Origin of the sequence: Paenibacillus oceani (assembly GCF_014705615.1) — a bacterium.
Lineage (GTDB): Bacteria > Bacillota > Bacilli > Paenibacillales > NBRC-103111 > Paenibacillus_AB > Paenibacillus_AB oceani.
Genome location: NZ_JACXJA010000069.1, coordinates 1 through 23,206, shown reverse-complemented (window position 1 = coordinate 23,206; position 23,206 = coordinate 1). Strand labels below are relative to the sequence as shown.

Annotated in this window: 21 protein-coding genes; 16 read left to right on the top strand and 5 right to left on the bottom strand. The window is 56.7% G+C overall.

Annotated elements, in window-relative coordinates; all coding sequences use genetic code 11:
* Positions 1-147: 147 nt before the first annotated feature.
* Positions 148-873 (bottom strand): MerR family DNA-binding transcriptional regulator, encoded by a 726-nt coding sequence (locus IDH45_RS32870; protein WP_190932388.1) that lies wholly within the window; start codon positions 871-873, stop codon positions 148-150.
* 153 nt (positions 874-1,026) lie between these two features.
* On the opposite strand from IDH45_RS32870, the gene IDH45_RS32865 reads away from it, so the two are divergent.
* Together IDH45_RS32865 and IDH45_RS32860 are read left to right on the top strand one after the other, a co-directional pair.
* Positions 1,027-1,926 (top strand): alpha/beta fold hydrolase, encoded by a 900-nt coding sequence (locus IDH45_RS32865; protein ID WP_190932387.1) that lies wholly within the window; start codon positions 1,027-1,029, stop codon positions 1,924-1,926.
* A 287-nt stretch (positions 1,927-2,213) separates the two neighbouring features.
* Positions 2,214-3,479, top strand: a complete 1,266-nt coding sequence (locus IDH45_RS32860; protein ID WP_223837233.1) for an MFS transporter — start codon at positions 2,214-2,216, stop codon at positions 3,477-3,479.
* Positions 3,480-3,552: 73 nt separating this feature from the next.
* On the opposite strand, the gene IDH45_RS32855 is transcribed toward IDH45_RS32860, so the two are convergent.
* Both IDH45_RS32855 and IDH45_RS32850 read right to left on the bottom strand, forming a co-directional pair.
* A complete protein-coding gene (locus tag IDH45_RS32855; RefSeq protein WP_190932385.1) occupies positions 3,553-4,113 on the bottom strand; it encodes a winged helix-turn-helix transcriptional regulator in 561 nt (186 codons plus the stop codon).
* Positions 4,110-4,472: a VOC family protein gene (locus tag IDH45_RS32850; RefSeq protein ID WP_190932384.1), complete on the bottom strand. Its 363-nt coding sequence runs from the start codon at positions 4,470-4,472 to the stop codon at positions 4,110-4,112. The genes IDH45_RS32855 and IDH45_RS32850 overlap by 4 nt, the downstream gene beginning before the upstream one ends.
* Before the next feature lie 338 nt (positions 4,473-4,810).
* Here IDH45_RS32850 and IDH45_RS32845 point away from each other — a divergent pair, with 338 nt between their 5' ends.
* Together IDH45_RS32845 and hrpB are read left to right on the top strand one after the other, a co-directional pair.
* On the top strand, positions 4,811-5,632 hold the full coding sequence (locus IDH45_RS32845) for a phosphotransferase family protein (RefSeq protein WP_317891328.1): 822 nt from the start codon (positions 4,811-4,813) through the stop codon (positions 5,630-5,632).
* Between the two features lie 170 nt (positions 5,633-5,802).
* Positions 5,803-8,331 (top strand): ATP-dependent helicase HrpB, encoded by a 2,529-nt coding sequence (gene hrpB / locus IDH45_RS32840; RefSeq protein WP_223837232.1) that lies wholly within the window; start codon positions 5,803-5,805, stop codon positions 8,329-8,331.
* 213 nt (positions 8,332-8,544) lie between these two features.
* Here the strand turns inward: hrpB and IDH45_RS32835 are convergent, their stop codons facing one another.
* The gene (locus IDH45_RS32835) at positions 8,545-9,138 is read right to left on the bottom strand and encodes a C40 family peptidase (protein ID WP_190932382.1); all 594 of its coding nucleotides are present in this window, start codon (positions 9,136-9,138) and stop codon (positions 8,545-8,547) included.
* Between the two features lie 349 nt (positions 9,139-9,487).
* Here IDH45_RS32835 and IDH45_RS32830 point away from each other — a divergent pair, with 349 nt between their 5' ends.
* The 8 genes from IDH45_RS32830 to IDH45_RS32795 all read left to right on the top strand — a co-directional run bounded on the left by IDH45_RS32830 (position 9,488) and on the right by IDH45_RS32795 (position 18,007).
* Positions 9,488-9,862: a hypothetical protein gene (locus IDH45_RS32830; RefSeq protein WP_190932381.1), complete on the top strand. Its 375-nt coding sequence runs from the start codon at positions 9,488-9,490 to the stop codon at positions 9,860-9,862.
* 35 nt (positions 9,863-9,897) lie between these two features.
* On the top strand, positions 9,898-10,671 hold the full coding sequence (murI, locus tag IDH45_RS32825; protein WP_190932380.1) for a glutamate racemase: 774 nt from the start codon (positions 9,898-9,900) through the stop codon (positions 10,669-10,671).
* 429 nt (positions 10,672-11,100) lie between these two features.
* Positions 11,101-12,288 (top strand): Gfo/Idh/MocA family protein, encoded by a 1,188-nt coding sequence (locus IDH45_RS32820; protein WP_190932379.1) that lies wholly within the window; start codon positions 11,101-11,103, stop codon positions 12,286-12,288.
* Positions 12,260-13,489, top strand: a complete 1,230-nt coding sequence (locus tag IDH45_RS32815; protein ID WP_223837231.1) for a carbohydrate kinase family protein — start codon at positions 12,260-12,262, stop codon at positions 13,487-13,489. Before IDH45_RS32820 ends, IDH45_RS32815 begins: the two co-directional genes overlap by 29 nt.
* 62 nt (positions 13,490-13,551) lie before the next feature.
* Positions 13,552-14,331 (top strand): DeoR/GlpR family DNA-binding transcription regulator, encoded by a 780-nt coding sequence (locus IDH45_RS32810; protein WP_190932378.1) that lies wholly within the window; start codon positions 13,552-13,554, stop codon positions 14,329-14,331.
* A 2-nt stretch (positions 14,332-14,333) separates the two neighbouring features.
* Positions 14,334-15,503 carry an N-acetylglucosamine-6-phosphate deacetylase gene (gene nagA / locus IDH45_RS32805; RefSeq protein ID WP_190932377.1) on the top strand — a complete coding sequence of 390 codons (1,170 nt, stop codon included), beginning with the start codon at positions 14,334-14,336 and terminating at the stop codon, positions 15,501-15,503.
* 154 nt (positions 15,504-15,657) lie between these two features.
* Positions 15,658-16,359: an HAD family hydrolase gene (locus tag IDH45_RS32800; protein WP_190932376.1), complete on the top strand. Its 702-nt coding sequence runs from the start codon at positions 15,658-15,660 to the stop codon at positions 16,357-16,359.
* Between the two features lie 109 nt (positions 16,360-16,468).
* On the top strand, positions 16,469-18,007 hold the full coding sequence (locus IDH45_RS32795; RefSeq protein WP_190932375.1) for an N-acyl-D-amino-acid deacylase family protein: 1,539 nt from the start codon (positions 16,469-16,471) through the stop codon (positions 18,005-18,007).
* A gap of 231 nt (positions 18,008-18,238) precedes the next feature.
* On the opposite strand, the gene gluQRS is transcribed toward IDH45_RS32795, so the two are convergent.
* Entirely contained in the window at positions 18,239-19,210 is a 972-nt protein-coding gene (gluQRS, locus tag IDH45_RS32790) for a tRNA glutamyl-Q(34) synthetase GluQRS (protein ID WP_190932374.1), read from the bottom strand.
* A gap of 262 nt (positions 19,211-19,472) precedes the next feature.
* On the opposite strand from gluQRS, the gene IDH45_RS32785 reads away from it, so the two are divergent.
* The 4 genes from IDH45_RS32785 to IDH45_RS32770 all read left to right on the top strand — a co-directional run bounded on the left by IDH45_RS32785 (position 19,473) and on the right by IDH45_RS32770 (position 22,646).
* Positions 19,473-20,291, top strand: a complete 819-nt coding sequence (locus tag IDH45_RS32785) for a hypothetical protein (RefSeq protein WP_190932373.1) — start codon at positions 19,473-19,475, stop codon at positions 20,289-20,291.
* Positions 20,292-20,363: 72 nt separating this feature from the next.
* Positions 20,364-21,104 carry an AAA family ATPase gene (locus IDH45_RS32780; protein WP_190932372.1) on the top strand — a complete coding sequence of 247 codons (741 nt, stop codon included), beginning with the start codon at positions 20,364-20,366 and terminating at the stop codon, positions 21,102-21,104.
* Between the two features lie 55 nt (positions 21,105-21,159).
* A complete protein-coding gene (locus IDH45_RS32775; RefSeq protein WP_190932371.1) occupies positions 21,160-21,951 on the top strand; it encodes an endonuclease/exonuclease/phosphatase family protein in 792 nt (263 codons plus the stop codon).
* Entirely contained in the window at positions 21,948-22,646 is a 699-nt protein-coding gene (locus tag IDH45_RS32770; RefSeq protein WP_190932370.1) for a 3'-5' exonuclease, read from the top strand. The genes IDH45_RS32775 and IDH45_RS32770 overlap by 4 nt, the downstream gene beginning before the upstream one ends.
* Positions 22,647-23,206: the final 560 nt, after the last annotated feature.

The following is a 23,206-nucleotide window of genomic DNA, read 5'->3' as shown; positions in this document are numbered from 1 at the left end:
TAACCGCATAGCAAGGCTGCTCTACGAGAAAACAGGATTCGTGGTCGAGGGAGTGCTGCGAGATTGTATTCAGGTTCAAGGTACTTATGAGTCGCTAGTAATTATGGGCATTCTCGAAAACGAATACACACGCCGCACCTAACCTCTTCAACTCGGGCCTTGTTGCTGGTGCAGGGTCAACCTTTGGATATAGTTCATCAGTTCGGCGATTCCTTGGTATTGAGCGGTTAGGCGTACATTCAACTTGTCCAGGGCCAGCTGGAACGATTGTTCTACGCTCGCCAAGTTTTGCGTATCCAGGTCATGAAGCAGCTGTTTCATGCTGTCGATAAAAAAGACGGTTTTTCTCAAGCTGCTGATTACAATCAGCTTCCTTAATTCGCGGGAGGAGAACACCCGATATCCGTTTTGCAGGTTTCTCTCCGACCGGATCAAGCCCTCCTTTTCCCAATGCCGGATCGCGGACGTCCGGACTCCGCAGATCTCCGCCACTTCCCCGATCGTCATCGAATCAGTTACCGGTTTATTCCGATACACGGAAAGGTCGGTTTGCCTGAACAGGGTCAAGGTCGATTCCACTCTTTGTTTCTCGACATGGCTGTCATGCAGTTGCTGGTTGAGCAACCACAGCCCTTCCACTTCACGGCCTGCCTTCACCTTCCTCATCACTTCATAAACGACAGGAATGCCAAACCCCTTCAGCAGCGCCCGAATGGAGACAAAAGCTTGAACGTGAACAGCCCGGTACCCTCTGCGGTTGCTGTCCGTTCTCGGGACGTCGGGGATCAAGTCTTGATCCTCATACCTCCGTAAGGTTGTCGTGCTTACCTTTAATTGATCGGCAAGTTGCTTCGGCGTGCAGACCGGTTCCATTCGAGGCTCACATCCTTCAAGTATAACCTTCAACTCCTACAACAATATTAAACGCTAACATTGCAGGCAAATCAAGCAGATGGACGAGTCCAACCGAAAGATTGCGTTAATGTTATATGATAGGGGGGAGAATTAGCAGAGGGAGTGGTGAAGGTGATCAAGCGGGTAAAGCTGACGGACGGCTCGGAGATTGAAGTCGGCCTGACGGGAAATGTTGCGGGCGGGACGGTAATGCTGCCTGTCGCTAAAAAAACGGTGACCGGCCCGGAAGCCGAGCATTTAATCATGTGGGGGATCGATCCGGAGTTCGGGCAGCACTTTGTCGAAGGGCTAAACGATTCGTTTCGCGTCTTATATTTTGATTACGAAGGTCATTTGTTCGCCCATCCGAATCCGGATGCTTTGACCGCGGAACTTATCGTCAACGATTTATTGCGCATCGCCGACAGCATGAAGGTCGACCGCTTCAGCTACTATGGTTATTCCTGGCTCGCGCTTGTTGGCTTGCAGCTAGCCCTCCGGACCGATCGGCTCGATAGTTTCATCATGGGCGGTTTCCCGCCGTATGAAGGTCCGTACCGCGAAATGACGACGGTAACTGTCAAAACGTACGAACAGGCGCTGAGTAGCGAGCGGCAACATGCCGGGAGTCGGCCTGACGAACCGGCAAACGAGTCCTGGGATCCGGACCATATCGACTGGGATAACGTCCCCATTACGATCGATCCGAATGTTTCGAAGCAATTTATGACTTTGTACCAAAGCTTGGCTGATTTTGACGATCGGACCGTTCAGCACAAGCTGACCATTCCAAGGTTGGCCTTCGCGGGAGAACAGGATACGATCGTATACGGGAGCCGATTCGGTAATGTGACGGTGGATATCGCCGGACTGCTGGCCAAAAACAAAGAGCGTCTGGTAGAGCTGGGCTGGGAAATCGAGCGGATCGAGGGAAGCGGCATGGATCATTCCAAAGCGATGCAGCCGGCTGTTGTTTTGCCTTTGATCAAGCCATGGTTAATCGAAAAAGCAAGCAAATTCAGCAATCCTTAAGAAACGGACGAGCCGGAATCGGGTTATGATAGAAGGCGGAAAAATGCCGGAAGGGTGGCTAGGAAAAACTTGCGGATGAAAATGATCGGTAATTGAAGTTTAATGGGAAGAGTCGAAAGTCCGAGTCCGTTTGAAAGAGGCAATTTCAGAGCTTGTCCTATGAGGAAAAAGGCATGGCCGGCGGCCTATGCCTCATTGCGGGCTGCATTTTTTGCCTTAAAGGAGTAATGGATTCGTGATCAATTACGGGCTGCCGTAATCGGCGGCTTTAGAGGAGTGTGGAACGTTTGGTTTCGGAACAAGGTGCCGGAAAAGCGCCGGGGTTGCTTAGCAACCGGTTTATACAAACTATTATTTTATCGAATGTGCTTCTGCAGATTGGCATATGGGTGCGGAACTTCGCCATATTGCTGTACGTTGCGGAGCGAACGAACAACGATCCGTACGCGATATCGCTGATCAGCGTGGCGGAATTTGCGCCGATTTTCGTCTTTTCCTTCATTGGCGGAACGTTTGCAGACCGCTGGATGCCGAGAAGGACGATGATTTGGTGCGACTTGCTGTCCGCCGTATCCGTGTTCGTCGTCCTGTTTGCGATCCATTTCGGCTCTTGGCAGTCGGTGTACTTTGTGACATTCATTTCGGCGATTTTGTCGCAATTCTCCCAGCCGTCGGGCATGCGTCTGTTCAAGGAGCATGTCCCCGAGCAGCAGCTGCAGCAGGGAATGGCGTTGTTCCAATCGCTGATGGCGATATTTCTCGTGCTTGGGCCGATGCTGGGAACGTTTTTTTACAGCAGCTTCGGACTGGAAGTATCCGTCGCGGTGATGGGTTTCGTATTTTTGCTGTCGGCGCTGGTGCTCGTTCGGCTGCCTAAAGACAAGGTCAAGCCTGCGGCGGAAGCGGGCAAAGGACAGTTTCGCAAAGAGTTTGTGGAAGGGTTCAGCTATGTGTGGAAAAGCCGGGTGCTGCGGATGCTCGGCGTATCGTTTCTGCTCGCAGGGCTTGCCGTCGGTCTCGCTCAGGCGCTCAACCTGTTCATCGTAACGGAGCGGCTGGGCAAGCCGGAGAAATTTCTGCAGTACATGCTGATGGTAAACGGCGGAGCGATGCTGATCGGAGGCGGGGTCATCGCGGCGATCTCTAAACGCGTCCAGCCGCAAGTCTTGCTGGCGATCGGCATGACGGCCAGTGCGCTGTGTACGGTGATCGTCGGATTTTCGACCAGCGTGCCGGTAACGCTGACTACCCAATTCGTGAACGGGCTCGTGTTCCCGTGTATCCATATCGGGATTAGCACGATGATCCTCAAATGGTCTCACGCCTCGATCGTCGGCCGGGTGAACGGGGTGCTCAATCCGCTGTTCATGGGGATGATGGTACTGTCGATGTCGTTTGCCGGCGCTTTGAAAAACGCGTACCCGCTCGTCTCGATTTTTACGGTTGCCGGGATCTTGTTTCTGATCGGCGCATTGGCGATGATTCCGATTATGAAATACAAGTCCGCCGAGTCCTCCGCAGAATCGCTCGACACGGCTTCCAGCGGTGCCTAAACCTTAACAAAAACCAGGTCGTGACGCTGGCGAATGCCAGAAACGGCCTGGTTTTTTATGATTTAACGCATAGTCATACGAGAGAGCATAGCTCGGAAGTCATCCGGTCGATCGGCTTGCCGGTCAGAGGGGGCAGCTCGTATATAAACGATGGCCGGGGCTGTTCGGTAACATGTCTGCGGATCAGCTCGGCGCCGTACAGCTCGTCCAGTCGAGCGGACAACATGCGGGGCGTGACGGCTTGCAGGGCGCGGCGGATATCCTGAAACCGGTCGTGCTGGTAATGGAGCGCGATCAGCACCGGCACATTCCACGCTTTGGCGGACAAATCGTGTCCGATCTGCCTATCGGCCGTCCGGATCGATTGGGCCGCTTCCCGGTAAAGCCTGCCTTTCTCCGTCAACCGGTATTCCGGCAGTAAAGGATGGCGTCGCTCATAGGGGGATAAATGATCGATGAGGCTCGCTTCGCTCATCTGCTTCAAATTGTCGCTGAGCCGCGCAGGTGTGATTTGCAGCTTGTTCTGAAGCGGCGTGAACCGCCCTCCGCTGGTTTCGAGGGAGAGCAGGATCGGGATGACCCATCGCCCCGACAGCTCCTGCGACAATTCGATTACTTTCCGTTCCTTGCTCAAAGCTCGACGAGCTGCTCCGAAAGCATCAGTGAATGTCCGTCCGGATCGGTAAACGTCGCCAGCTTGACGAAGTCCGGAATCGTCTCGATATCCCCGATAAACGTCACGCCTTGTTGCTTCAAGGTATGTACGGCGTCTTCCATGTTGCTGACATCAAACACCGTCGACGAGGTGGAAGGAACGACTTCCTCCGCCTGGGAAAATCCGATTACGCATTGGTCGGTGTTCGTCTTGACCATAGCCATGCCGGAATCGGGATCGTGGAAAAGCAGTTCAAAACCAAGCTTCCCGGTATAAAACGCCAAGCTTTGCTCAATGTCTCTGACGTTATACCAGACCGTAAATCCTGGAACAAACATGAAATCATCCTCCTTTTCATATCGATAGTATATCAAGTATACTTTCGATAGTAAAGGAATTTTATAGAAATTTTTTTAGTGGAACGTTCATCAGAGGTTTAGAAGGAACACCGCCCATACGGCGTTCTGTAGACGTAGAAAAGGTTATGCTACAATAAAGCTATGAACGCCGTGACGGCTGGAAGAACCGGAAGAAAAACTGGCTTTTTTCGGAGATTCCGGTTTGAGCCGGACTGTTTAACGTTAATTATGATAAGAGGTGCATAAAGATAGAGACGAAACTATACTCGGAAGCGATCCGAAACCATTGTCCCGGACTGAGCCTGGAGTCCGTAGAAGTGTTCGGTTCCGGGCAAAACAGCGACATTGTGCTGGTCAATTCACAGACGATATTCCGCTTTCCGAAGTATGCGGAAGGAATTCGACAGCTGAAGCGGGAAGCGGCATTTTTGAACCGGATCGCAGGCCGGGTGCCGATCGAAGTGCCACGTCCGATCTATTCCAGCTTTGCTTCGCTGGAACCGGGACGCGCCTTTATCGGATACCGGAAACTGTCCGGCAAGCCGCTTGAAGCGGAGGTTTTGATGTCGGATTTGGATGAGCGGGGATGGCGGCAATTAGCGGGTCAATTGGGTGGGTTTTTAAAAGCGTTGCATGAGGTAGAAACGGAAGAAATGAACGATGGGAGAAGTGACGATAACCTCTATTCGGAATGGTCGGAGCTTTATGATCGCATTCGAACGAAGCTGTATCGGTATATGAATCCGGAGGCGAGGCTATGGACGGACCGTCACTTTACGGGATATCTTGGCGAGAAGAAGAACTTCGAGATTCGCCTGGCGGCCGTGCATGGCGATTTCGGCACCTCGAATATATTATACGATTCCGATAAACGGCGGATCAGCGGCATTATCGATTTCGGTTCGGCAGGTATCGGCGATCCGGCTGTAGACTGTGCGGCGCTGCTGGCCTCCTATGGAGAACAATTTCTCCATTTTGCGGCGGCCGTATATCCGGAAATCGACGGGATGATGGATCGTATCACGTTTTATCGCGGCACTTTTGCTTTGCAGGAAGCGTTGTTCGGACTGGAGCATGAAGATTCCGAAGCGTTTCACAGCGGACTTGCCGGCTATCGACAAGACGCGGGAAGATCCTGATTGATCCGAGATAACAAGGAAAGAACGAGCACCGGGAAGGGGTACCCGCCCGAGAGGCATGGCCAGCACGATAGCCGGCTTGCTGCCGGGCGATCCGCTTACGTATACTGATGGAAGTTAAGATAAGGAATAAGAAGCTGCCGTTTGCACGATAGATGGGGGATAACACGTTGACCGCACGACTGCCAATCGAATCGGTACTGCCGGACGTTATAACACAATTGAATGAACGGACAAGCGCCGTGCTGGTCGCTTTGCCCGGAGCGGGCAAGACGACCCGTGTGCCGTTGGCTTTGTTGGAAGCCGATCCGGCGTGGCTGAAGGGCAAGCGGATTCTCATGCTGGAGCCGAGACGAATCGCGGCCAGGTCAGCGGCGGCCTATATGTCCGCCTTATTGGGCGAGCCGGTCGGACGCACGGTAGGCTACCGGGTGAGAATGGATACCCGCGTCGGACCCGGGACGCGGATCGAGGTCATTACCGAGGGCGTATTAACCCGGATGCTGCAGTCGGACCCGTCGCTTGCCGGTGTCGGGCTCGTTATTTTCGATGAATTTCATGAGCGGAGCCTGCAGGCGGATCTTGGACTCGCCTTATGCTTACAGTCCCGCGCCTTGTTCCGGGAAGATCTGCGGCTGCTTGTCATGTCTGCGACGATCGACGCCCGGCCGGTCGCGACGCTGCTAGGCGATGCACCGGTCCTCGCAAGCGAAGGGCGCATCTTCCCGGTACGAACCGATTATTTGAGCAGTAAACCGGAAGGCAGACTGGAGGAGCTTGTAGTACGCACGGTAATGCGCGCTATGGCGGAGGAGTCCGGGGATGTGCTGGTCTTTTTGCCGGGAGCCGGAGAAATCCGCAGAGTCGAGCAGCTGCTCGGGCAGCAGCATCTGGATGCGGCTGTGACGGTGCTGCCGCTTCACGGCAATTTGCCGCAGGAAGCCCAGGATCGGGCAATTGCCCCGGGTAAGCCCGGCGTCCGTAAAATCGTGCTTTCCACCTCCATCGCCGAAACGAGCTTGACGATCGAAGGGACGCGCATCGTCATTGACAGCGGTCTGATGCGAGTTCCGATGTTTTCGCCGCAAACGGGAATGTCCAGACTGGAAACGGTACGCGTATCAAAAGATTCGGCGGACCAGAGGCGGGGAAGAGCGGGGCGGCTTAGTCCGGGCGTCTGCTACCGGCTATGGACGGAGCAGGAGGAACTATACTTCGATCCGCATCGCGTTCCGGAAATCGAACAGGCCGACCTCGCCCAGCTCGCGCTCGATCTCGCCGAATGGGGGACGACCGACCCCGGGGAGCTGAGCTGGCTGAGCGAACCGCCAGCGGCCGCTTACCGTCAAGCTTGCGAGCTGCTCGCCCAATTCGGCGCGCTGGACCGCAACGGGGCGATTACCGCTCATGGCAGACGAATGTCGGAAGCCGGTCTGCATCCCCGTCTCGCCCATATGACGATCCGCGCGATGTCGCTCGGCCTCGGGTCTACCGCGTGCGCCCTTGCCGCGCTTTTGCACGAGCGGGACTTGTTCCGCAGAGGGGCAAGCGGCACGGCGTCGGCCGATCTCCGGCTCCGGCTGGACGCTCTGGAGCGGGCGAGAAACGGCGGCAAGCCGGATGAGGCGATGGCCCTGTTCGGTCTGCAGGCCGATTCTGCGGCCGTCAAACGAGCGCTTGCAGAGGCGGATAACTGGAGCCGGGCGCTTGGCATAACCGGACGCGGACGGATCGACAGCGACGCGTGCGGTCTGCTGCTTGCGCTCGCTTATCCCGATCGGATCGGCCAAAGCCGGGGTGGGGGGAAATATGTGCTCAGCAGCGGCAGAGGCGCCGTTTTTGCCGAAATTCAGGAACTATCGAACGCGCCGTATATCGTGGCGGCCGAGCTGGATGATAAAGGGCCGGAGAGCCGGATTCAACTGGCGGCGCCCGTACAGCTTGCCGAGCTGCTGCAGCGGTTCGGAGATGATATCGCCGATGAGTCTGTCGTCGCATGGGACCGGACCGTACAAGCGGTGCGAGCCCGCGTCAGGAAACGGTTCGGGGCGCTCGTGCTGAGCGACGCACCCCAGTCCGGACCCGATCCGGAAGAAACGGTTCGCGCGATGCTCGAAGGGGTCCGGGTCGAGGGATTAGGTATTTTGCCTTGGACGAAGACGGCAAGAGCTTTGCAGCAGCGAATCCTGTTCCTCAGACGGCACGACGAAGCTTGGCCGGACTTGTCGGACGAAGCGCTGGCGGAGTCGCTGCCGGAATGGCTGGAGCCTCACCTGGAAGGAATCCGGAGCCGCAGCGAATTGCAGCGGCTGAACTTGGCCGCCGTGTTCGAAGCGGTGCTGCCTTGGGAGAAGCGGAGGAAATTGGACGAGCTGGCGCCGACTCACTTGATCGTACCGAGCGGCTCGCGTCTGCCGATCGACTACGGAGATCCGGAAGCACCGTTTTTGTCCGCGCGGCTTCAGGAGATGTTCGGCCTGACGGATACGCCCCGTATCGCGGGCGGGAGAGTAGCGGTGACGATTCATCTGCTGTCGCCCGCCCAGCGGCCCGTGCAGGTGACGCGGGATTTGTCCAGCTTTTGGAGGGAAACGTATTTTGAGGTGAAAAAAGATTTAAAGGGCCGCTATCCGAAACATTATTGGCCCGACGATCCGATGTCGGCCGTTCCGACGAACCGCGTGCGTCCCAAAACGTAAAAACGCGGCGCAGCGCCGGGAAAGCCCGGTTTTCCTGTTATGCCCACGACAACGAATTTTTATCCGAACATAATGAATCGGCTCTTCCAGCAGAGAGGGCCGATTTTTTGGGTCCTACGGGAATACAAGAGCTTCCATAATGCCGGTTCGCATGTCCGGATGCGGGCGAGCAGCGAATCGTCAAACGAAACCGCGAGGATGCATTCGTCGCATTCATCCTGCGGGAATCCATTCAGGGCTGTCTGCGGCAACTTCTCCCCAGTCTTTCAGGGAAGCGTAATCCCGCAAGCTTCCGGTGTAAATCAGCCGGACGTGTTCGGAGCTGCCCAGATCCCCCGGCGTGGTGAACTCCGGGCATTTCGGTACCAGCGACACCCCTCCGGCGCGAAACATCTCGGATACGAACTGGGAGCAGAAGTAAGCGTTGTCCCGGTTAAGCTTGATGTTGAATACGACCCCGAGCAGTCCCAAGGCGTTATATTTATAATCATCTCCACGCTTCTCCAGCTCGAGGACGGACTCGCGGATCCGTTCGTACGCTTCTGGACTTACTTCGCATACGTACACGGCACACGTCGTATTGCGCTGTTCGTCGAGGAATAGCGGGCTGCGTATGTTCTCTTTGACGAACCCGCCGAGAAACGGATTCGATTCATATTTCCGGCCAAAGCTGTATACATCCCGGAGCTCGGCGTCAAACGCCAGCGAAGCGTGATTAAACGGCTCCTTGGTATAGGATTTGATCAGCCGGGAAAACCAAGTTCCAGTATCGCTCAGAAGAATGTACAATCTCTTCTTGTCCTGCATCGATTATCGCACCTCTTAATTCTTTGTTGTATTCATTGTATGAGAGTGACCGGTTTTGCAAAACGGACTATTGACGGAAATCCATCTGGACTCAGGTCGGGGACGGACTCGGCCTGCTGTCTGCGGTCAACTCGTAGCCGGAGCATGAAAATCAAGTAAGAAACAGCATAAGGATGCGCTTACAGGCTGGAAAATGCGGGTGTCTTCTAAGATGATGGAACAAGCAGCTTGCGAAATGTAAGGCCATCAACGCCGATTTCATGATATAGTAAGGGGTAGTCTGCATCATCGAGAAAACACATAAACTAAGGTAGACTTGCACTCCATATGAAAACGGGCGGTGGTCCATATGAACGATCGAATCAACCCGGTCGGCTCAGAGCATGCTGCGTCCAGAGAAGCTTCCCAGTCCTCCGATTGGACGAAAGAAATCGAACTGCTGCAAGCCCGTCTCAAGGAGATTCGCAGAGCGGCCGCATCGGCGCCGTCCAATAGGGCGGGCGATCGTCCGGACGCCGGGCATCACCGGGCGGCGGAAGTGGGAGCGGGCAAATCGTTGCTCGAGAGTCTGGCCTACGCGCAAGCGGTCACGATCCGGCAGGAGCGTCCGAAAAAAACCGCCCGCAAGCCGTGGCGCACAGAGAGCGTCTACGAGCCGACGCTGGGCTCCGACATATTTCCCGACGGAGGCTGGAAGAACCGGGAAGATCGCGGCGACCGGTAAACGTCTTACCTTTAGTTTAAAAGCGAGGAACCGTCATGAAAATCGTTTTTTTCGATTCCGGCGTTGGAGGGCTTACCGTACTCCACGAAGCACGGCGCAAGCTTCCCGCGGAATCTTATTTGTACTATGCAGATACGAAAAACGTACCTTATGGGATTCATACGAAAGAAGAAGTGTTCGGTTTCGTAAGAGCGTGCATCGACGACATTTTACGGACGGACGACGTCCGGGCGATCGTGATCGCCTGCAACACGGCGACGAGCGCGGCAGTCGACGACTTGCGCAAACGTTACGCGTTTCCGGTTATCGGGATGGAGCCGGCCGTAAAACCGGGTTTGCAGCTTGTACGCGATTCCGGAGCAAAAGTTTTGGTGACGGCGACGCCTTTGACCTTGAAAGAGGACAAATTTCAAAAGCTGCTGGGAACTTTGGAGGCGCAGGGCCGGGTCGATCCGCTCGGACTGCCCGGACTGGTCCAGTTTGCCGAAGATGGTGTTTTCGACGGGCCGGAAGTTCGCCGTTATTTGCAGCAGCAGCTGTCCGGTTTCGATATGGAGCAGTATGGAGCGATCGTGCTCGGGTGTACGCATTTCGTCTTTTTTCGGCAAGCGATCGAAGCGCTTGTTCCGAGTCATGTAACGCTGATGGACGGCAATGCCGGGACCGTTAATCAATTAATCCGTGTGCTGGGGCTGGATGTTCTGCCGGACCGGACGAACGGAGAGTCGCAGGACATCGTCTTCCTGTCTTCCAAAGGAACGGAAGAAGAACGAAACCGCCTGGAGCGCTGCTTCAGAAGGCTGACCTGACTGGTGGCCTGCGGTTCCCATCCGTATCCGCGCAGGTTTTAACCGGCAGCCGGCAGCCTTACCCCGCATCTCCGAGGTGGAATGCGGTTTTTTTTTTGTACATGGCGGCTATAAACCAATAAGGGCTGCTTCTATATCGTTATATGGATGAATCCGTTTATTATTCGCTTATTCAGTTTAAAGCCGCCTGTCTTCTCAGGGCGGCTTTTCGTGTTTATTGAATTTAATCTAGACAAAATTAATGTTTGAATATAACATTATATATGTTAATAACGAACATTAAAGAAGGAAGCCGTTTTTTATTTGTGGATTCTTCTTCCAGGAGGTTACTATGTCTATACAATTGAAAAAGAATGGTTTATTTGTCCGGGACGGTTTATGCTGCACCGCGGCCCGGGATTCGAGCGAGTGGAAGGGAGCGTGCCGGATATGACGAAGACGATTATACGTTTCGGGGTTATCGGCTGCGGTTTGATGGGCAAAGAGTTTGCAAGCGCGGCTGCCCGCTGGTGCCATCTGACGGGCGTCGAGTACGAGCCGCGGATTACGGCCGTCTGCGACGCCAATCCGGAAGCGACGAAGTGGTTCCGAGAGCTCGTTCCGAGCGTCACGAAAGCATATTCGGATTACCGGGAACTGCTCGCCGATCCGGATGTCGATGCCGTGTATTGCGCCGTTCCGCATAACCTGCATGCCGATCTGTACATCGATATTATTCGTTCAGGCAAACATCTGCTTGGAGAAAAACCGTTCGGAATCGACCGCGAAGCGAACCGGAGAATTGTGGCCGAGATGGCGGCGAGACCGGACGTCCTCGTCCGCTGTTCCTCGGAGTTTCCTTTCTTCCCGGGAGCATACCGGATCGGACAGTGGGTAAGGGAAGGCCGGTTCGGCAAAATCATCGAGGTGGAAGCGGGCTTCTGGCACAGCAGCGATCTCGATCCGTTAAAGGTGATCAATTGGAAGCGCCGTATCGCGACCAACGGAGAATACGGCTGTATGGGCGACCTAGGCATGCACGTCTTGCACTTGCCCTTGCGCTTCGGCTGGCGTCCGAACAGCGTCCGTGCCCTGCTGCAAAAAGTGGTCGAGACGCGTCCCGACGGCAAGGGCGGGTCTGCGCCTTGCGAAACGTGGGATAATGCGATTCTGGCATGCGATGTAAAAACGGAAGACCAGCGTTTTCCGATGGTATTGTCGATGAAACGGATCGCGCCTGGCCACGCAAATACGTGGTTCATCCGCATTAACGGAACCGAGCTGTCCGCCGAGTATTCGACGAAAAATCCGAAGCAGATCCGTTCTCTTCCTTATCAACCGGGCGGCGAGCAGGCTTGGCACGAACTGGACGTTCCTTACCATTCCGCATACCCGACGATTACCGGAGGGATTTTCGAATTCGGATTCTCGGACTCGATTTTGCAGATGTGGTCGGCGTTTTGCGATGAGCTCGTTAACCGCGGCGGGATGAAGCAGCCGCTCTATTGCGCCACTCCGGAGGAAGCGGCGGAAAGCCACGAGTTGTTCACAGCCGCGCTGGAATCGGATCGCACCGGTCAGACGGTGTACATCGGCGGGAGGGATTCGCTTGAAGCAGCCGGACAATCAGCGGGATAAAGGGTTTGCAGCTCCAAACGGGGCTTCATCCTTCGAAGCGATCGTAGCCGGGCACATATGCCTCGATATGATTCCCGACATGGGCAATGCCGGGCTGGCCTCAATCAGCATACCCGGAGCTCTTGTTAATGTAGGGGAAGCGGTTATCTCGACAGGAGGGACGGTAGCCAACTCCGGGCTCGCCTTGAACCGGCTCGGCATCCGGACCGGTCTGATGGGCAAGGTGGGCGACGACCCGTTTGGCCGCCTCATTCTGGAGACGTTGCGGGAGCATGGGGAGAGCGTTACCGATGGGATGATCGTCAGCGCTGGCGAGCAGAGCTCTTACAGCGTGGTGATCAGCCCGCGGGGCTCGGACCGGATCTTCCTCCATTGTCCGGGAACCAACGATACGTTTACTGCGGAAGATGTGCCGCCGGATAAGCTGGAGGGTGCCCGACTGTTCCATTTTGGCTATCCACCGCTGATGAAGAGAATGTATGAGGACGACGGAAGAGAACTGGAGAAGCTGCTTGCGAAGGTAAAGGCGACAGGATTGACCATATCGCTGGATATGTCCCGCCCCGACCCGGATTCACCGGCCGGCAAGGTGGACTGGAGCTCGATCCTGCGGCGGATTCTTCCTCATGTGGACTTGTTCATGCCGAGCTGGGAAGAGATCGTGTTTATGGTAGAAGGAGCGGATAGCGGCGTCGGGGAGCTGGAGATGAACGCGGCGTCGCTGTCGTCCATTTCGGAGCGACTGCTTGGCATGGGGGCCGCAGTCATCGGGATTAAGCTGGGCGAGGAAGGGCTTTATGTCCGGACATCCGGCAGCGCCGAACGATTGCAGCAATTCGGAACGTGCCGCTTGAGCGATCCTGTCGCATGGGCGGGAAGGGAACTGTTGTCCCCGTGCTTCCAGGCGACCGTGGTCGGTACGACCGGAGCGGGAGACTGTACGATTGCCGGTATGATCTGCGGCCTGCTGAACGGGCTGCCGATCGAATCGGCGATGACGGCGGCGACAGCCGTAGGAGCTTGCAGCGTGGAAGCTTTGGACGCATGCGGCGGCATCGTGCCGTGGCCGGAAGTGAAGGCGCGGATCGACGCCGGCTGGCAGCGGCGGCCTGTGGAGCTGACGCTCGACGGGTGGGCGATCGAGCCGGCGCACGGGCTGTGGGCTGGACCGAATGACAGACGCCGTGAAAGTTCGCTATAATAAGGGTGAAGCGACAATAACCGGTCCTTGGCGGACCGGCCTGACGGAGTGAAGCAGCATCCATGCGTCCGAACTTAAACGAACGGCAAAACGAAATTTGGAACGCGATCCAAAGGGATGGCGAAGTAAAAATAAGCGATCTGAAAGAAAAGTACGCCGTCACCGAGATGACGATCCGCCGCGATCTGGAGAAGCTTGAGCAGATCGGCCTTGTGCGCCGAACGTTCGGTGGAGCGATTCCGCTGACGCTTGACGTATCGCTGAAGGAGCGCGATACGGTGCACACCGACGAGAAGATCCGCGTCGGCCAAACGGCTGCGGAGCTGATTCTGCCGGGGCAGGCGGTATTTATCGACGCCGGCACGACAACGCTGCAGATCGCGAGGCATATGCGGCCCGACAGCTCGGTAACGGTAGTGACGAATGCGCTGAACGTGGCGTCCGTGCTGCTGGACAAAGGCATTCATACGATCGTAGCCGGCGGCATGCTGCTTGAGAAGACCGGCTCGATGGTCGGACCGATCGCGATCGGTACGCTCGGCTTGATGGCGTTCGATCAAGTGTTTCTTGGCACGACCGGCATTACGGTGGAGCACGGATTCAGCAACTCTAATTCGTTCGAGGCCGAGCTGAAGCGTCATGCGATGCGAAGGTCGTCCTGTATTAACATCGTAACCGATGCGAGCAAGTTCGGGGAACGGTATCTGCATTCGTTCGCCGCCCTCCTGGACGTGCACCGTATCGTTACGGATCAAGCTCCGCCGCTGCATATCGCAGAAGCAGCCGTATCCGGCGGGGTAGAACTGGTCGTGGCTGCTCCGGAAGGGGGAGGGGCCAAGTGACGATGAGCAGACGATGGATTACGAACGTGCGGATCGCCATGGAGTCCGCCATCCTGGAATGCGGGTCCGTTCTTATCGAAAACGGGCATATCGTTTCCGTGGTGGAGGGTCCCTCGGATTCATTCAACGGGGAGGACGGGACGGAACGGACAGACGGCAACGGGCTGCTCCTCATTCCGGGCATGATTGATGTGCATATTCACGGAGCGTCCGGTTACGACATGATGGATGGCACGAAACGCAGCGTCGAGGCGGTGTCCTCGGCTTGCGCGGCTGCGGGCTGCACTTCCTTTTTGGCGACCTCGGTCAGTTCGAGCCTCGAAGATTTGCTGAGCATGATCGATAAGGTCAAGGAGGTAACCGGTCATGAGCCGGGAGCCCGGATTGCCGGCATCCATGCGGAAGGACCTTACTTAAACGTTAAGCGCAAAGGCATGCAAAACGAAGCGTTTCTGCGCCACCCCGATATGGCGGAAATGGAGCGGATAATCGGCCATGCGGACGGTATGATGAAAATGGTGACCGTCGCGCCGGAGCTGCCGGGCGGCATGGAGATGGTAGCGGAGCTTCACCGCCGCGGCATCGTCGTGGCGCTCGCCCACTCCGACGCCACCTATGACGAAGCGAGCGAGGCGTTTCGCCGCGGGGCGAGCCACGTAACCCACTGTTTCAACGGGATGCGGCCGATTCATCACCGCGATCCGGGGCTTGTCGCCGCAGCGTTCGATCAGCCGCACGTCAGTTTGCAGGCGATCGTGGACAACGTTCATCTGCATCCGGCGGTCGTACGGCTCATGCACCGGGTCAAAGGCCCGGAAGGAGTCGTGCTGATCACCGACGCCTTGCAGGCGATGGGATTGGGAGACGGCACCTATACGTTCGGCGGTCATGAGGTGACGGTTGCCGGCGGCGTCGCTACGCTGCAGGACGGAACGCTCGCCTCCAGCACGGTGACGATGAACGAGGCGCTGCGCAACACGATACAGCTGGGTATCCCGCTTCACGATGCCGTCGCGATGGCGTCCCGGACGCCGGCCGTCATCCTCGGTCTGACTAACAAAGGCATCATAGCGCCAGGAGCCGATGCCGATCTCGCGCTGATAGACGAGCGGTTTGGCGTCGTCTGGACGATGGTCGGCGGCCGGTTCGTTTACGAGCCGGGGGCGAGGTAATCCGATCTGCGAGCCTCCAATGTCCGATATAGATATGCTCACGATAAGCGTCAGGGGACACGGTTCCCTGGCGTTTTTTTGAAATAATTGGTGCATTCCGCAGACCGGTTTGAGATAATGAAGCTGACAAATTCCGGAATAGGCGGTGGCGGGCGTGATAGGGAATACAGAAGCAGTGTTGTTCGATCTGTTCGAAACTCTCATCTCCGAGTATGAAGGAGGCGTCCGGAAGGTGGACCGGACAGGCCGGAACGACGCGGCCCGGCTCGGGCTGGAGCACGACGTTTACCGCAGGGAATGGGGCGCCAGGCACCGCAGGAGAATGACGGGCGAGTTCAGCGATTATAAGGCTGTGATGAGACATATCCTGGAGGGGCAGCGCGCAACGATTAACGAGCAAGAATTGCATAAGATGTATGAGGAGCGGATTGCGGAGAAGAAGGCTGCCTTCACCGGTATCGATCCTGAAGTGATCGCCCTGCTGGACAAGCTGAAGCGCGACAAGATCGCGATCGGACTGATCAGCAACTGTACGGAGGAGGAAGTACGCGGTTGGCAGACGAGCGGACTGGCCTCTTATTTCGACACCGTTCTGTTCTCCTACGAGGCTAACTGCGCCAAGCCCGATCCGGCAATCTATCTGCTGGCGTGCGAGCGGCTGAACGTCAAGCCGGACCAGTGTCTATTTATCGGCGACGGGGGTTCCGACGAGTTAAACGGCGCTAGCCGCGCCGGGATGAGAGCTTGTCAGGCCGTATGGTACTTGCCGGAGTCGATGCGGGAGAAAACGTATGGCTGCCCGCAGCTGGTACGGCCGATGCAGGTTATGCAAGCGGTTGCCGGACAACTGGAGTAAGCGGGGCAACAGCGGTTCAGGCGTGATGCCGGCTTTCAGCCGGTCTGTACATCAAGCAGCATGAGAAGACATCCCGATCTACAGTTTCAGTACCGGGGAGGAATGGGTTGTGGAGTGCGAATTGCTGATTGAAAACGGGATTCTTATCGACGGAACCGGCAGCCGCAAATATGCGGGCGGCATAGCGGTAGATCAGGGGAAAATTGTCGCGGTAGGGGATACGGCAGGGATTCAGGCGGCGGAGCGGCTCGATGCGCGGGGTTGTGCGATAGCGCCGGGTTTTATCGACGTACATGTCCATTCCGAGAAGGAACTCGTAGGTGGACCGGACCGGTGGGCCGGTATCCGGCAAGGGGTAACGACGCAGTTGATCGCCCCCGACGGCTTCTCCTGGAGCCATTTGGACGGATCGCTTCGGGAGGAGATGCGTCAATATTTGGAAGTGTTTTACGGCGATACGCCGGCCGAATGGGGCGGGGCGACGGTTTCCGAGTTTTTATCGCTCTTCGCCGGGAAGCTTCCGAGCCATCTGGCGCTGCAAGTGCCGCACGGGGCGATCCGGGCGTCGGTCATGGGCTGGTCGACCGCGACGGCGGACGACGGTCAGCTGGCCGGAATGAAAAAGCTGGTGAAAGAATGGATGGAAGCGGGCGCCAAGTCGTTTTGCACCGGACTTGAATATGAGCCGACGGTCCACGCGGATCTGCGGGAGCTGGTGGAGCTGTCCAAGGTAACCGCAGAGTACGGCGGCGTGTATGTTGCCCATCAGCGCGGCAATTCCGGCCATACCCCGTTCGGAACGGACGAAACGATCGAGATCGGCAAGCGGGCGGGCATCCCGGTTCATATCTCGCACTTTACGGTGGACGATGTCCAAGCGGGGAACATCCGCCGGGCGGAAGCCGAAGGGGTCGATCTTTCATTCGATATGTACCCGTATCCCGCGGGATGTACGCACCTGCTCTATTATTTGCCGCCGTGGGCGCAGGCCGGTTCGCCGTCGCAGGTCAAGGAGCGGCTGGCCAGCGGCCGGGACCGCGAGCGGATGTCCGGATATTTAAGCGAAGCGTTCCCTCCCGAGCGGCTTCGCTGCGCTACCGTAAAGGCGGAGCGGTATAAGCCGTATATCGGCATGATGCTGGCGGATATGGTGAAACAGACCGGGATGCCGCTGCCGGAGCTGATCTGCGACATGCTGCTGGAATCGGATTTGCAGGCGTTGTTCATTTATCACTGGGACCCGGCCCGCGAACCGTTTCTGGAGCACACCTACAAGCATCCCCGCCATATGGCGTCGACCGACGGCATCTTTGTCAGCGGCTCGCCTCACCCGCGGGGGTACGGCACGTATCCGCGCATTCTCGGCTCGTTCGTCAGGGAGAAAGGCTGGTTGACTGTTGAAGAGGCGGTCCGGAAAATGGCCGGTTATCCGGCGGAACGATTCGGCCTGCATGACCGGGGGAGACTGGCGACCGGCAAAGCCGCCGATCTGGTCGTCTTCGACCCGGCCGTCATACGCAGCGACGCTACGTTCGAGAACCCGCGCGTGGCTCCTGAAGGCATCTCTCATGTGCTGGTGGCCGGAACATTTGTCGTCCGGAGCGGAGCGGTGACCGGAGCGCTGCCGGGGCAAGTGATCGGCAGCTGATTCCGGAGGAACGCCAATAAGTATGGAGTTACCGTCGACTGCTGGGATAGCTCCGATCGGTCAATCCTTCAAAAAAAGCTCCGAATGCCGGCGGGTCCGGTATTCGGAGCTTCTGACGGTTGCCCGTTTGACGGAGCAATCCCTATGATGGCACAACGGGATGCCTAATTCGTCCGTGCCGGTGTCTTCGTCTTCATGCCTTCTGGTGCAGCTGCAGGTTCATGCGGACCGTCAGCACCTCGACGCATCCCATAGCTTCAGGATCGCATGGTTCGTTACGGTAACCGGATCGCTAGGCACTTTGGCGAGATCGAAGCCGGGTATTAATTCGGACGGTTTGACCGGTTCCGGCCGGTCGACAAGTCCGCTCCAGAAGGCCAGCCAACCGACGAGCCGCTCGGGCGGAATGCCGGCCGAACGCATCCGGGCGATCACCATCGTATCGTCCCGCTTGGCCAGCCTGCGGCCGTCCGGTCCGAACAGCAAGGGCACGTGGGCGAATTTGGGTGCGGTCCAGCTCAATGCCTCGTATAACAACAATTGCCGCGGCGTGGAATCGAGCAGATCGTCTCCCCGCAGCACATCCGTAATCCGCATGGCCGCATCGTCGACGACGACGGCGAGCTGGTAGCTGAAAATGCCGTCAGCCCGCTTCACGACGAAATCGCCTCCGGCGCCGGGCGGATAGAAGCGAGGCCCGGCGATCGCATCGGCGACTTCGACCGGTTTGTCCGGCAGGGCGAAGCGGAGAGAGGGCGGCTTGAGCGCGGCTCTCGCTTCGCGTTCTTCCCTGGTCCGCTGGCGGCATATGCCCGGGTAGGCCGGGCCTTCCGAGTCCAGACCGTGCGGCGCGCTGGCGATCGCCGCCAGCTCCGCGCGGCTGCACGTGCACGGGTACAACCAGCCGCCGCGCTCCAGCCGCTCCACCGCCTGCTCGTACAGCTCCTCGCGAAGGCTTTGCTCGTACGGTCCGTACGGTTCGCCGCTGCCCGGCCCTTCTTCCCAATCGAGGCCAAGCCAGCGCAGGTCGCTCAGGATGGCGCTGGCCAGCTCGGGCCGGGAACGCGGTTTGTCGATATCTTCCATCCGCAGCACGAATTGTCCGCCTGCGACCCGCATCTGCAGCCAGGCCAGCAGCGCGGTACGGGCATTTCCGATATGCATAAGGCCGGATGGAGTCGGGGCGAAGCGTCCACGTCTCAATGTCTCGTCACCTTCATTCATCGATAGGAATAATCGGCCGGATCGCTGCTGCTGCCCGATCTTCAGTCGGCCCAGATATACGAATCAGAACGCTTGAAAGTTTATACGCAGATCGAGAGATACGCTAGTTTGGTATAATAGTTTGAGCATACCTCGCGTCATATGTGCAGTCAAGCTCAGCTCCGTACTCATTTGCTCCCGGGTCCGGCACGACTGTACCCGAGCATAACCGGTTCACGATAACGAGTAACAAGAGGGAATGATGATTAAAAAAAGCTCGCTTAGGACCATTGCGGTATTGCTGATTCTGGTAACGATCAGCTGCGGAGCGACGATTCGGAATTCCGGAATAACCCCGGCTGCAATCGGCGGTCAAGCGGAATTTTTGTCGGACGGATATTTTTATGAACTTGATGTCAGGTTTGAACAAATCAAAGAGGAACACCGCAAATGGCACCTGTTCGACCGCTCCGGGAAAATGGCCGCACAGGCCGTTGCCGCCCAAATGATGGACGACTTGAAAAACGACCCCGACGCTTTGCGTCAACATAAAAACTTCAAACGTTACTTTGAAACCTTCGACCGTATGGTTAGAAAAATAGGCCGAATTTCGGAAGAGCTGCACTATTTTCGAAATACGTTGAACGCATACAGCAATGCACCGGTCAAACTGGAAGATATGATTACGCTTGCCGCCGAAGGGGAATGGAGGCTCTTTAGCGCGAAGTACCACAAGTACGATTTTGGCGGCTTAAACGGTGCCTATAACGTGAAGTTCGTCTCGGCGGACGGCCGGTTCGAGGCCGTGTATAATACGGAGAGCGGAGAAATCGTCACAGATCCGGTTAATATGGGGACCTACAACTATGCGCCCGGTTCCATACACCCGATGAAGTATTACCGGCACTATACACTGGATAAAACTCCATGGACGAATTGGGGAAATACGAAAGAAATGGCATACCGGGACATTGTCGCCTTGGAGTCCAAGCACGGAACGATAATTTCTAACCAGAATGACAAAACGTTGGAAAGCCGGATACAAGACAGAAAATCGAGCCGATCAGACGGAAACCGCTGAAGGAATCGGAACGCCGTCTACTCATCTCGGTAGATACAAAACAACTGGAAGCTTGTGGAATGGAGGTTCGTCATGCCTTTTTTGAAACGTATTGTCTTAGACTGGGACCGGCTGGAAGAAAGCGAGAAACGCGGATTTCCTTTCGACCTGCCTGCGATCCGATCCTTGAGCGAGTTGGACTTTCCGTCCAATGTTACGTATTTTGTCGGGGACAACGGTTCCGGCAAGTCGACGCTGCTCGAGGCGATCGGCGCCGCTTGCGGCTTCAGCGTAGTTGGCGGGAAGGACCTGGTTATCGGCAAGGAGAAGGACGATTTGTCGCTGTCGTCGATCCTGAAGCTGATCTGGCAGCCGAAGGTGACAAGCGGCTTTTATTTCCGCGCAGAGACGTTTGATACGTTTGCGGCTTATATCGACGAATTATCCAAGGAGCCGTTCGGCTCCAGAGCGTACGAGCCTTATGGAGGGAAATCGCTCAACGAACGATCGCATGGTCAAGGTTTTCTGACCTTTTTCGAAAACCGGATGACCGGCAGGGGACTTTATGTGCTGGACGAGCCGGAGTCGGCTTTGTCTCCGCAAAACCAGCTCGCTTTTATGAGGATTATATGGGAGCTGGCCAGCGTAGACCGGGGGCAGTTTATTATCGCTACACATTCTCCGATTTTGTTGTCGTTTCCGGGAGCGAGGCTACTGCATTTTACGGATCGTTCGGTTGCCGACATCGAATACGAACAAACCGAACATTACCGGCTGACGCGCGACTTTTTGAACAACCGGGAGAGATACTTTCGCCTTCTGTTCGAAGAATAGAACCGTTGGCGATACAAGCAGATCGAGATTAGGGAAAAGGAGAGTGCGGGATCACATGCGGGTCATGAGCTATAATGTGCACAGCGGAATCGGGATGGACGGTCTATACGACCTGGAGCGGATCGTTAGGACGATCGCGCAGGCGGATGCGGATATCGTCGGACTGCAGGAGGTTGACGTTCACTTTGGCCAGCGGAGCCGGTTCGAGCATATGGCGGACCGTCTCGCAGACCGGCTGGGCATGTCGGTTTATTTTGCCCCGATCTACGTATTGCCGCCTTCTGAAGGCCGGGAGGAGGAGCGCCAGTTCGGAGTCGCTCTGCTCAGCCGGCTGCCGATCCGGAAGACGGCCAATCATCAGCTGACGCGTCTGTCGACCCAGGAGGCGTCAGCTCTGCCGGAGCCGAAGCCGGGGCTGCTTGAGGCGGTACTCGGCGCGGCCGATAGGCAGCTGCGCGTGTACGTCACCCACCTGGATTATCGCACTGATCCGGCGGTCCGCAGGATGCAGATCGGGGAAATGCTCCAGCTTGCCGGCGTCCATACGGACCCGGTGCTGGTGATTGGCGATTTTAACGCGCGACCGGATTCGCCGGAGCTTGCCCCGCTGTTCTCGGCGTTCCCAGACAGCTGGACGGCGGTCGGGGCGGATGCGGGACATACGTTCCCAGCAGATCAGCCGGACCGGAAGATCGATTATATTTTGGCCAGCGGTCATCTCCGGACGATACGGACGCACACGATCCCGGGAACGGCATCCGATCATGTGCCGATTGTTGCGGATCTGGAGTTTGCGGACAGGGCGGACAAAGAATCCGAAGAGACCGAAGAGGTGAAGGGCCTATGAATGTGACGTTTCTTTCTTCCGAATTATACCGGGTGGACGGACTCCGGATCAGCGGACTGCAAGACCGGGCCTATTGCGTCTTTGATCTGGAAGGAACGGGCATCGATTATACGAAGGAATATATTACACAGATCGGCGCGATTCGAATCGAACGGGGGACGATACCGGAAGGAGGCCGCTTCTCTTCGCTCGTCCGCTCGCCGAAGCCGATTCCTCCCGCAATCGAACTTCTTACCGGTATAACGAACGCCGATATGGCTCGTGCGCCCGGGTTTCCGGAAGTGTATGCGGATTTTGTCCGTTTTGCCGGCGACGCCGTGCTTGTCACCCAAGCGGGTTATGAATACGACATACATCTGCTGCAAAAACAGTGCGGCATGAGCGGCTTGCCCATGGCCGGTAATCCGGTTATCGATACGAAAGCGATGTTCACCCATATTCATCCTGAGATCGATGCCGTCGTATCCACCGATTTCCTGCTGAACTATTACAGCATTGACGCCGATGACGTTCCCCGGCACGACGCGTTGAGCGACAGCGTCCTGATCGGCCGGATTCTGCTCCGGATTCTCGACGAGTACCGGGAACGCGGCCTGGACGAGCTCGACTTGACCCGGGGGCTAACGGTCAGAAGGTTCCGGCTTCCGCCTCTGGCGACAGCAGATACGGATCAAGCCGGGGCGGCTAACGGATAGCGGCTAACGGTAAACGGTTAAAGACTAGCGGCGGACGATTGACGACTGACGCTAGTAGCTCAACGGCTGATGGCTAACAGCTAACAGCTAACGACTGACGACTGACAGTGCGTCGGGGGAGCGGCAGCCTCCGGCTTTGGCCGGGTGGGTTCGCCCCTAAGGTGTGACTCCTAAGGGACACGATTAGCGGGAAACGGTTCGTTGTTCCGGACCAGGACGGGCATTCCGGTTGATCTTAACTTTATTGCTCGAAATGGTCGGACGGATCGGCCTTTACCTGATAATCGGGTAAAGGCTTTTTTCGTTTAATAAATCACGCCAGAAAGTTCAAGCTCCTCACCGTGGTAAAGCGGGAAAGTAGTCCGTTTGCTTATCGAGTCAGCAAATGCTGCAAGCCGCTTTGGGTCGCCGTTCGACATTCTGCCCATCTTCAAACGGGGAAGGAACCGAATAAGAGTGGTTTGTACCCTTGCGCGCCTAGCCAAGCTAGGCACAACTAGCTGATGAAAGTTCAGCCGGGGTAGGGGCCAAGCCGCCCCGTAGCTAGCAGGCAGACGCAG

Bases quoted from the DNA above. Each gene is read 5' to 3' on its own strand.
- IDH45_RS32780 (WP_190932372.1), top strand. From the start codon at position 20,364: ATGCCTTTTTTGAAACGTATTGTCTTAGACTGGGACCGGCTGGAAGAA.
- murI (WP_190932380.1), top strand. From the start codon at position 9,898: ATGAAAATCGTTTTTTTCGATTCCGGCGTTGGAGGGCTTACCGTACTC.
- IDH45_RS32820 (WP_190932379.1), top strand. From the start codon at position 11,101: ATGACGAAGACGATTATACGTTTCGGGGTTATCGGCTGCGGTTTGATG.
- IDH45_RS32785 (WP_190932373.1), top strand. From the start codon at position 19,473: ATGATTAAAAAAAGCTCGCTTAGGACCATTGCGGTATTGCTGATTCTG.
- nagA (WP_190932377.1), top strand. From the start codon at position 14,334: ATGAGCAGACGATGGATTACGAACGTGCGGATCGCCATGGAGTCCGCC.
- IDH45_RS32810 (WP_190932378.1), top strand. From the start codon at position 13,552: ATGCGTCCGAACTTAAACGAACGGCAAAACGAAATTTGGAACGCGATC.
- IDH45_RS32830 (WP_190932381.1), top strand. From the start codon at position 9,488: ATGAACGATCGAATCAACCCGGTCGGCTCAGAGCATGCTGCGTCCAGA.
- IDH45_RS32850 (WP_190932384.1), bottom strand. From the start codon at position 4,472: ATGTTTGTTCCAGGATTTACGGTCTGGTATAACGTCAGAGACATTGAG.
- IDH45_RS32870 (WP_190932388.1), bottom strand. From the start codon at position 873: ATGGAACCGGTCTGCACGCCGAAGCAACTTGCCGATCAATTAAAGGTA.
- IDH45_RS32775 (WP_190932371.1), top strand. From the start codon at position 21,160: ATGCGGGTCATGAGCTATAATGTGCACAGCGGAATCGGGATGGACGGT.
- IDH45_RS32770 (WP_190932370.1), top strand. From the start codon at position 21,948: ATGAATGTGACGTTTCTTTCTTCCGAATTATACCGGGTGGACGGACTC.
- IDH45_RS32835 (WP_190932382.1), bottom strand. From the start codon at position 9,138: ATGCAGGACAAGAAGAGATTGTACATTCTTCTGAGCGATACTGGAACT.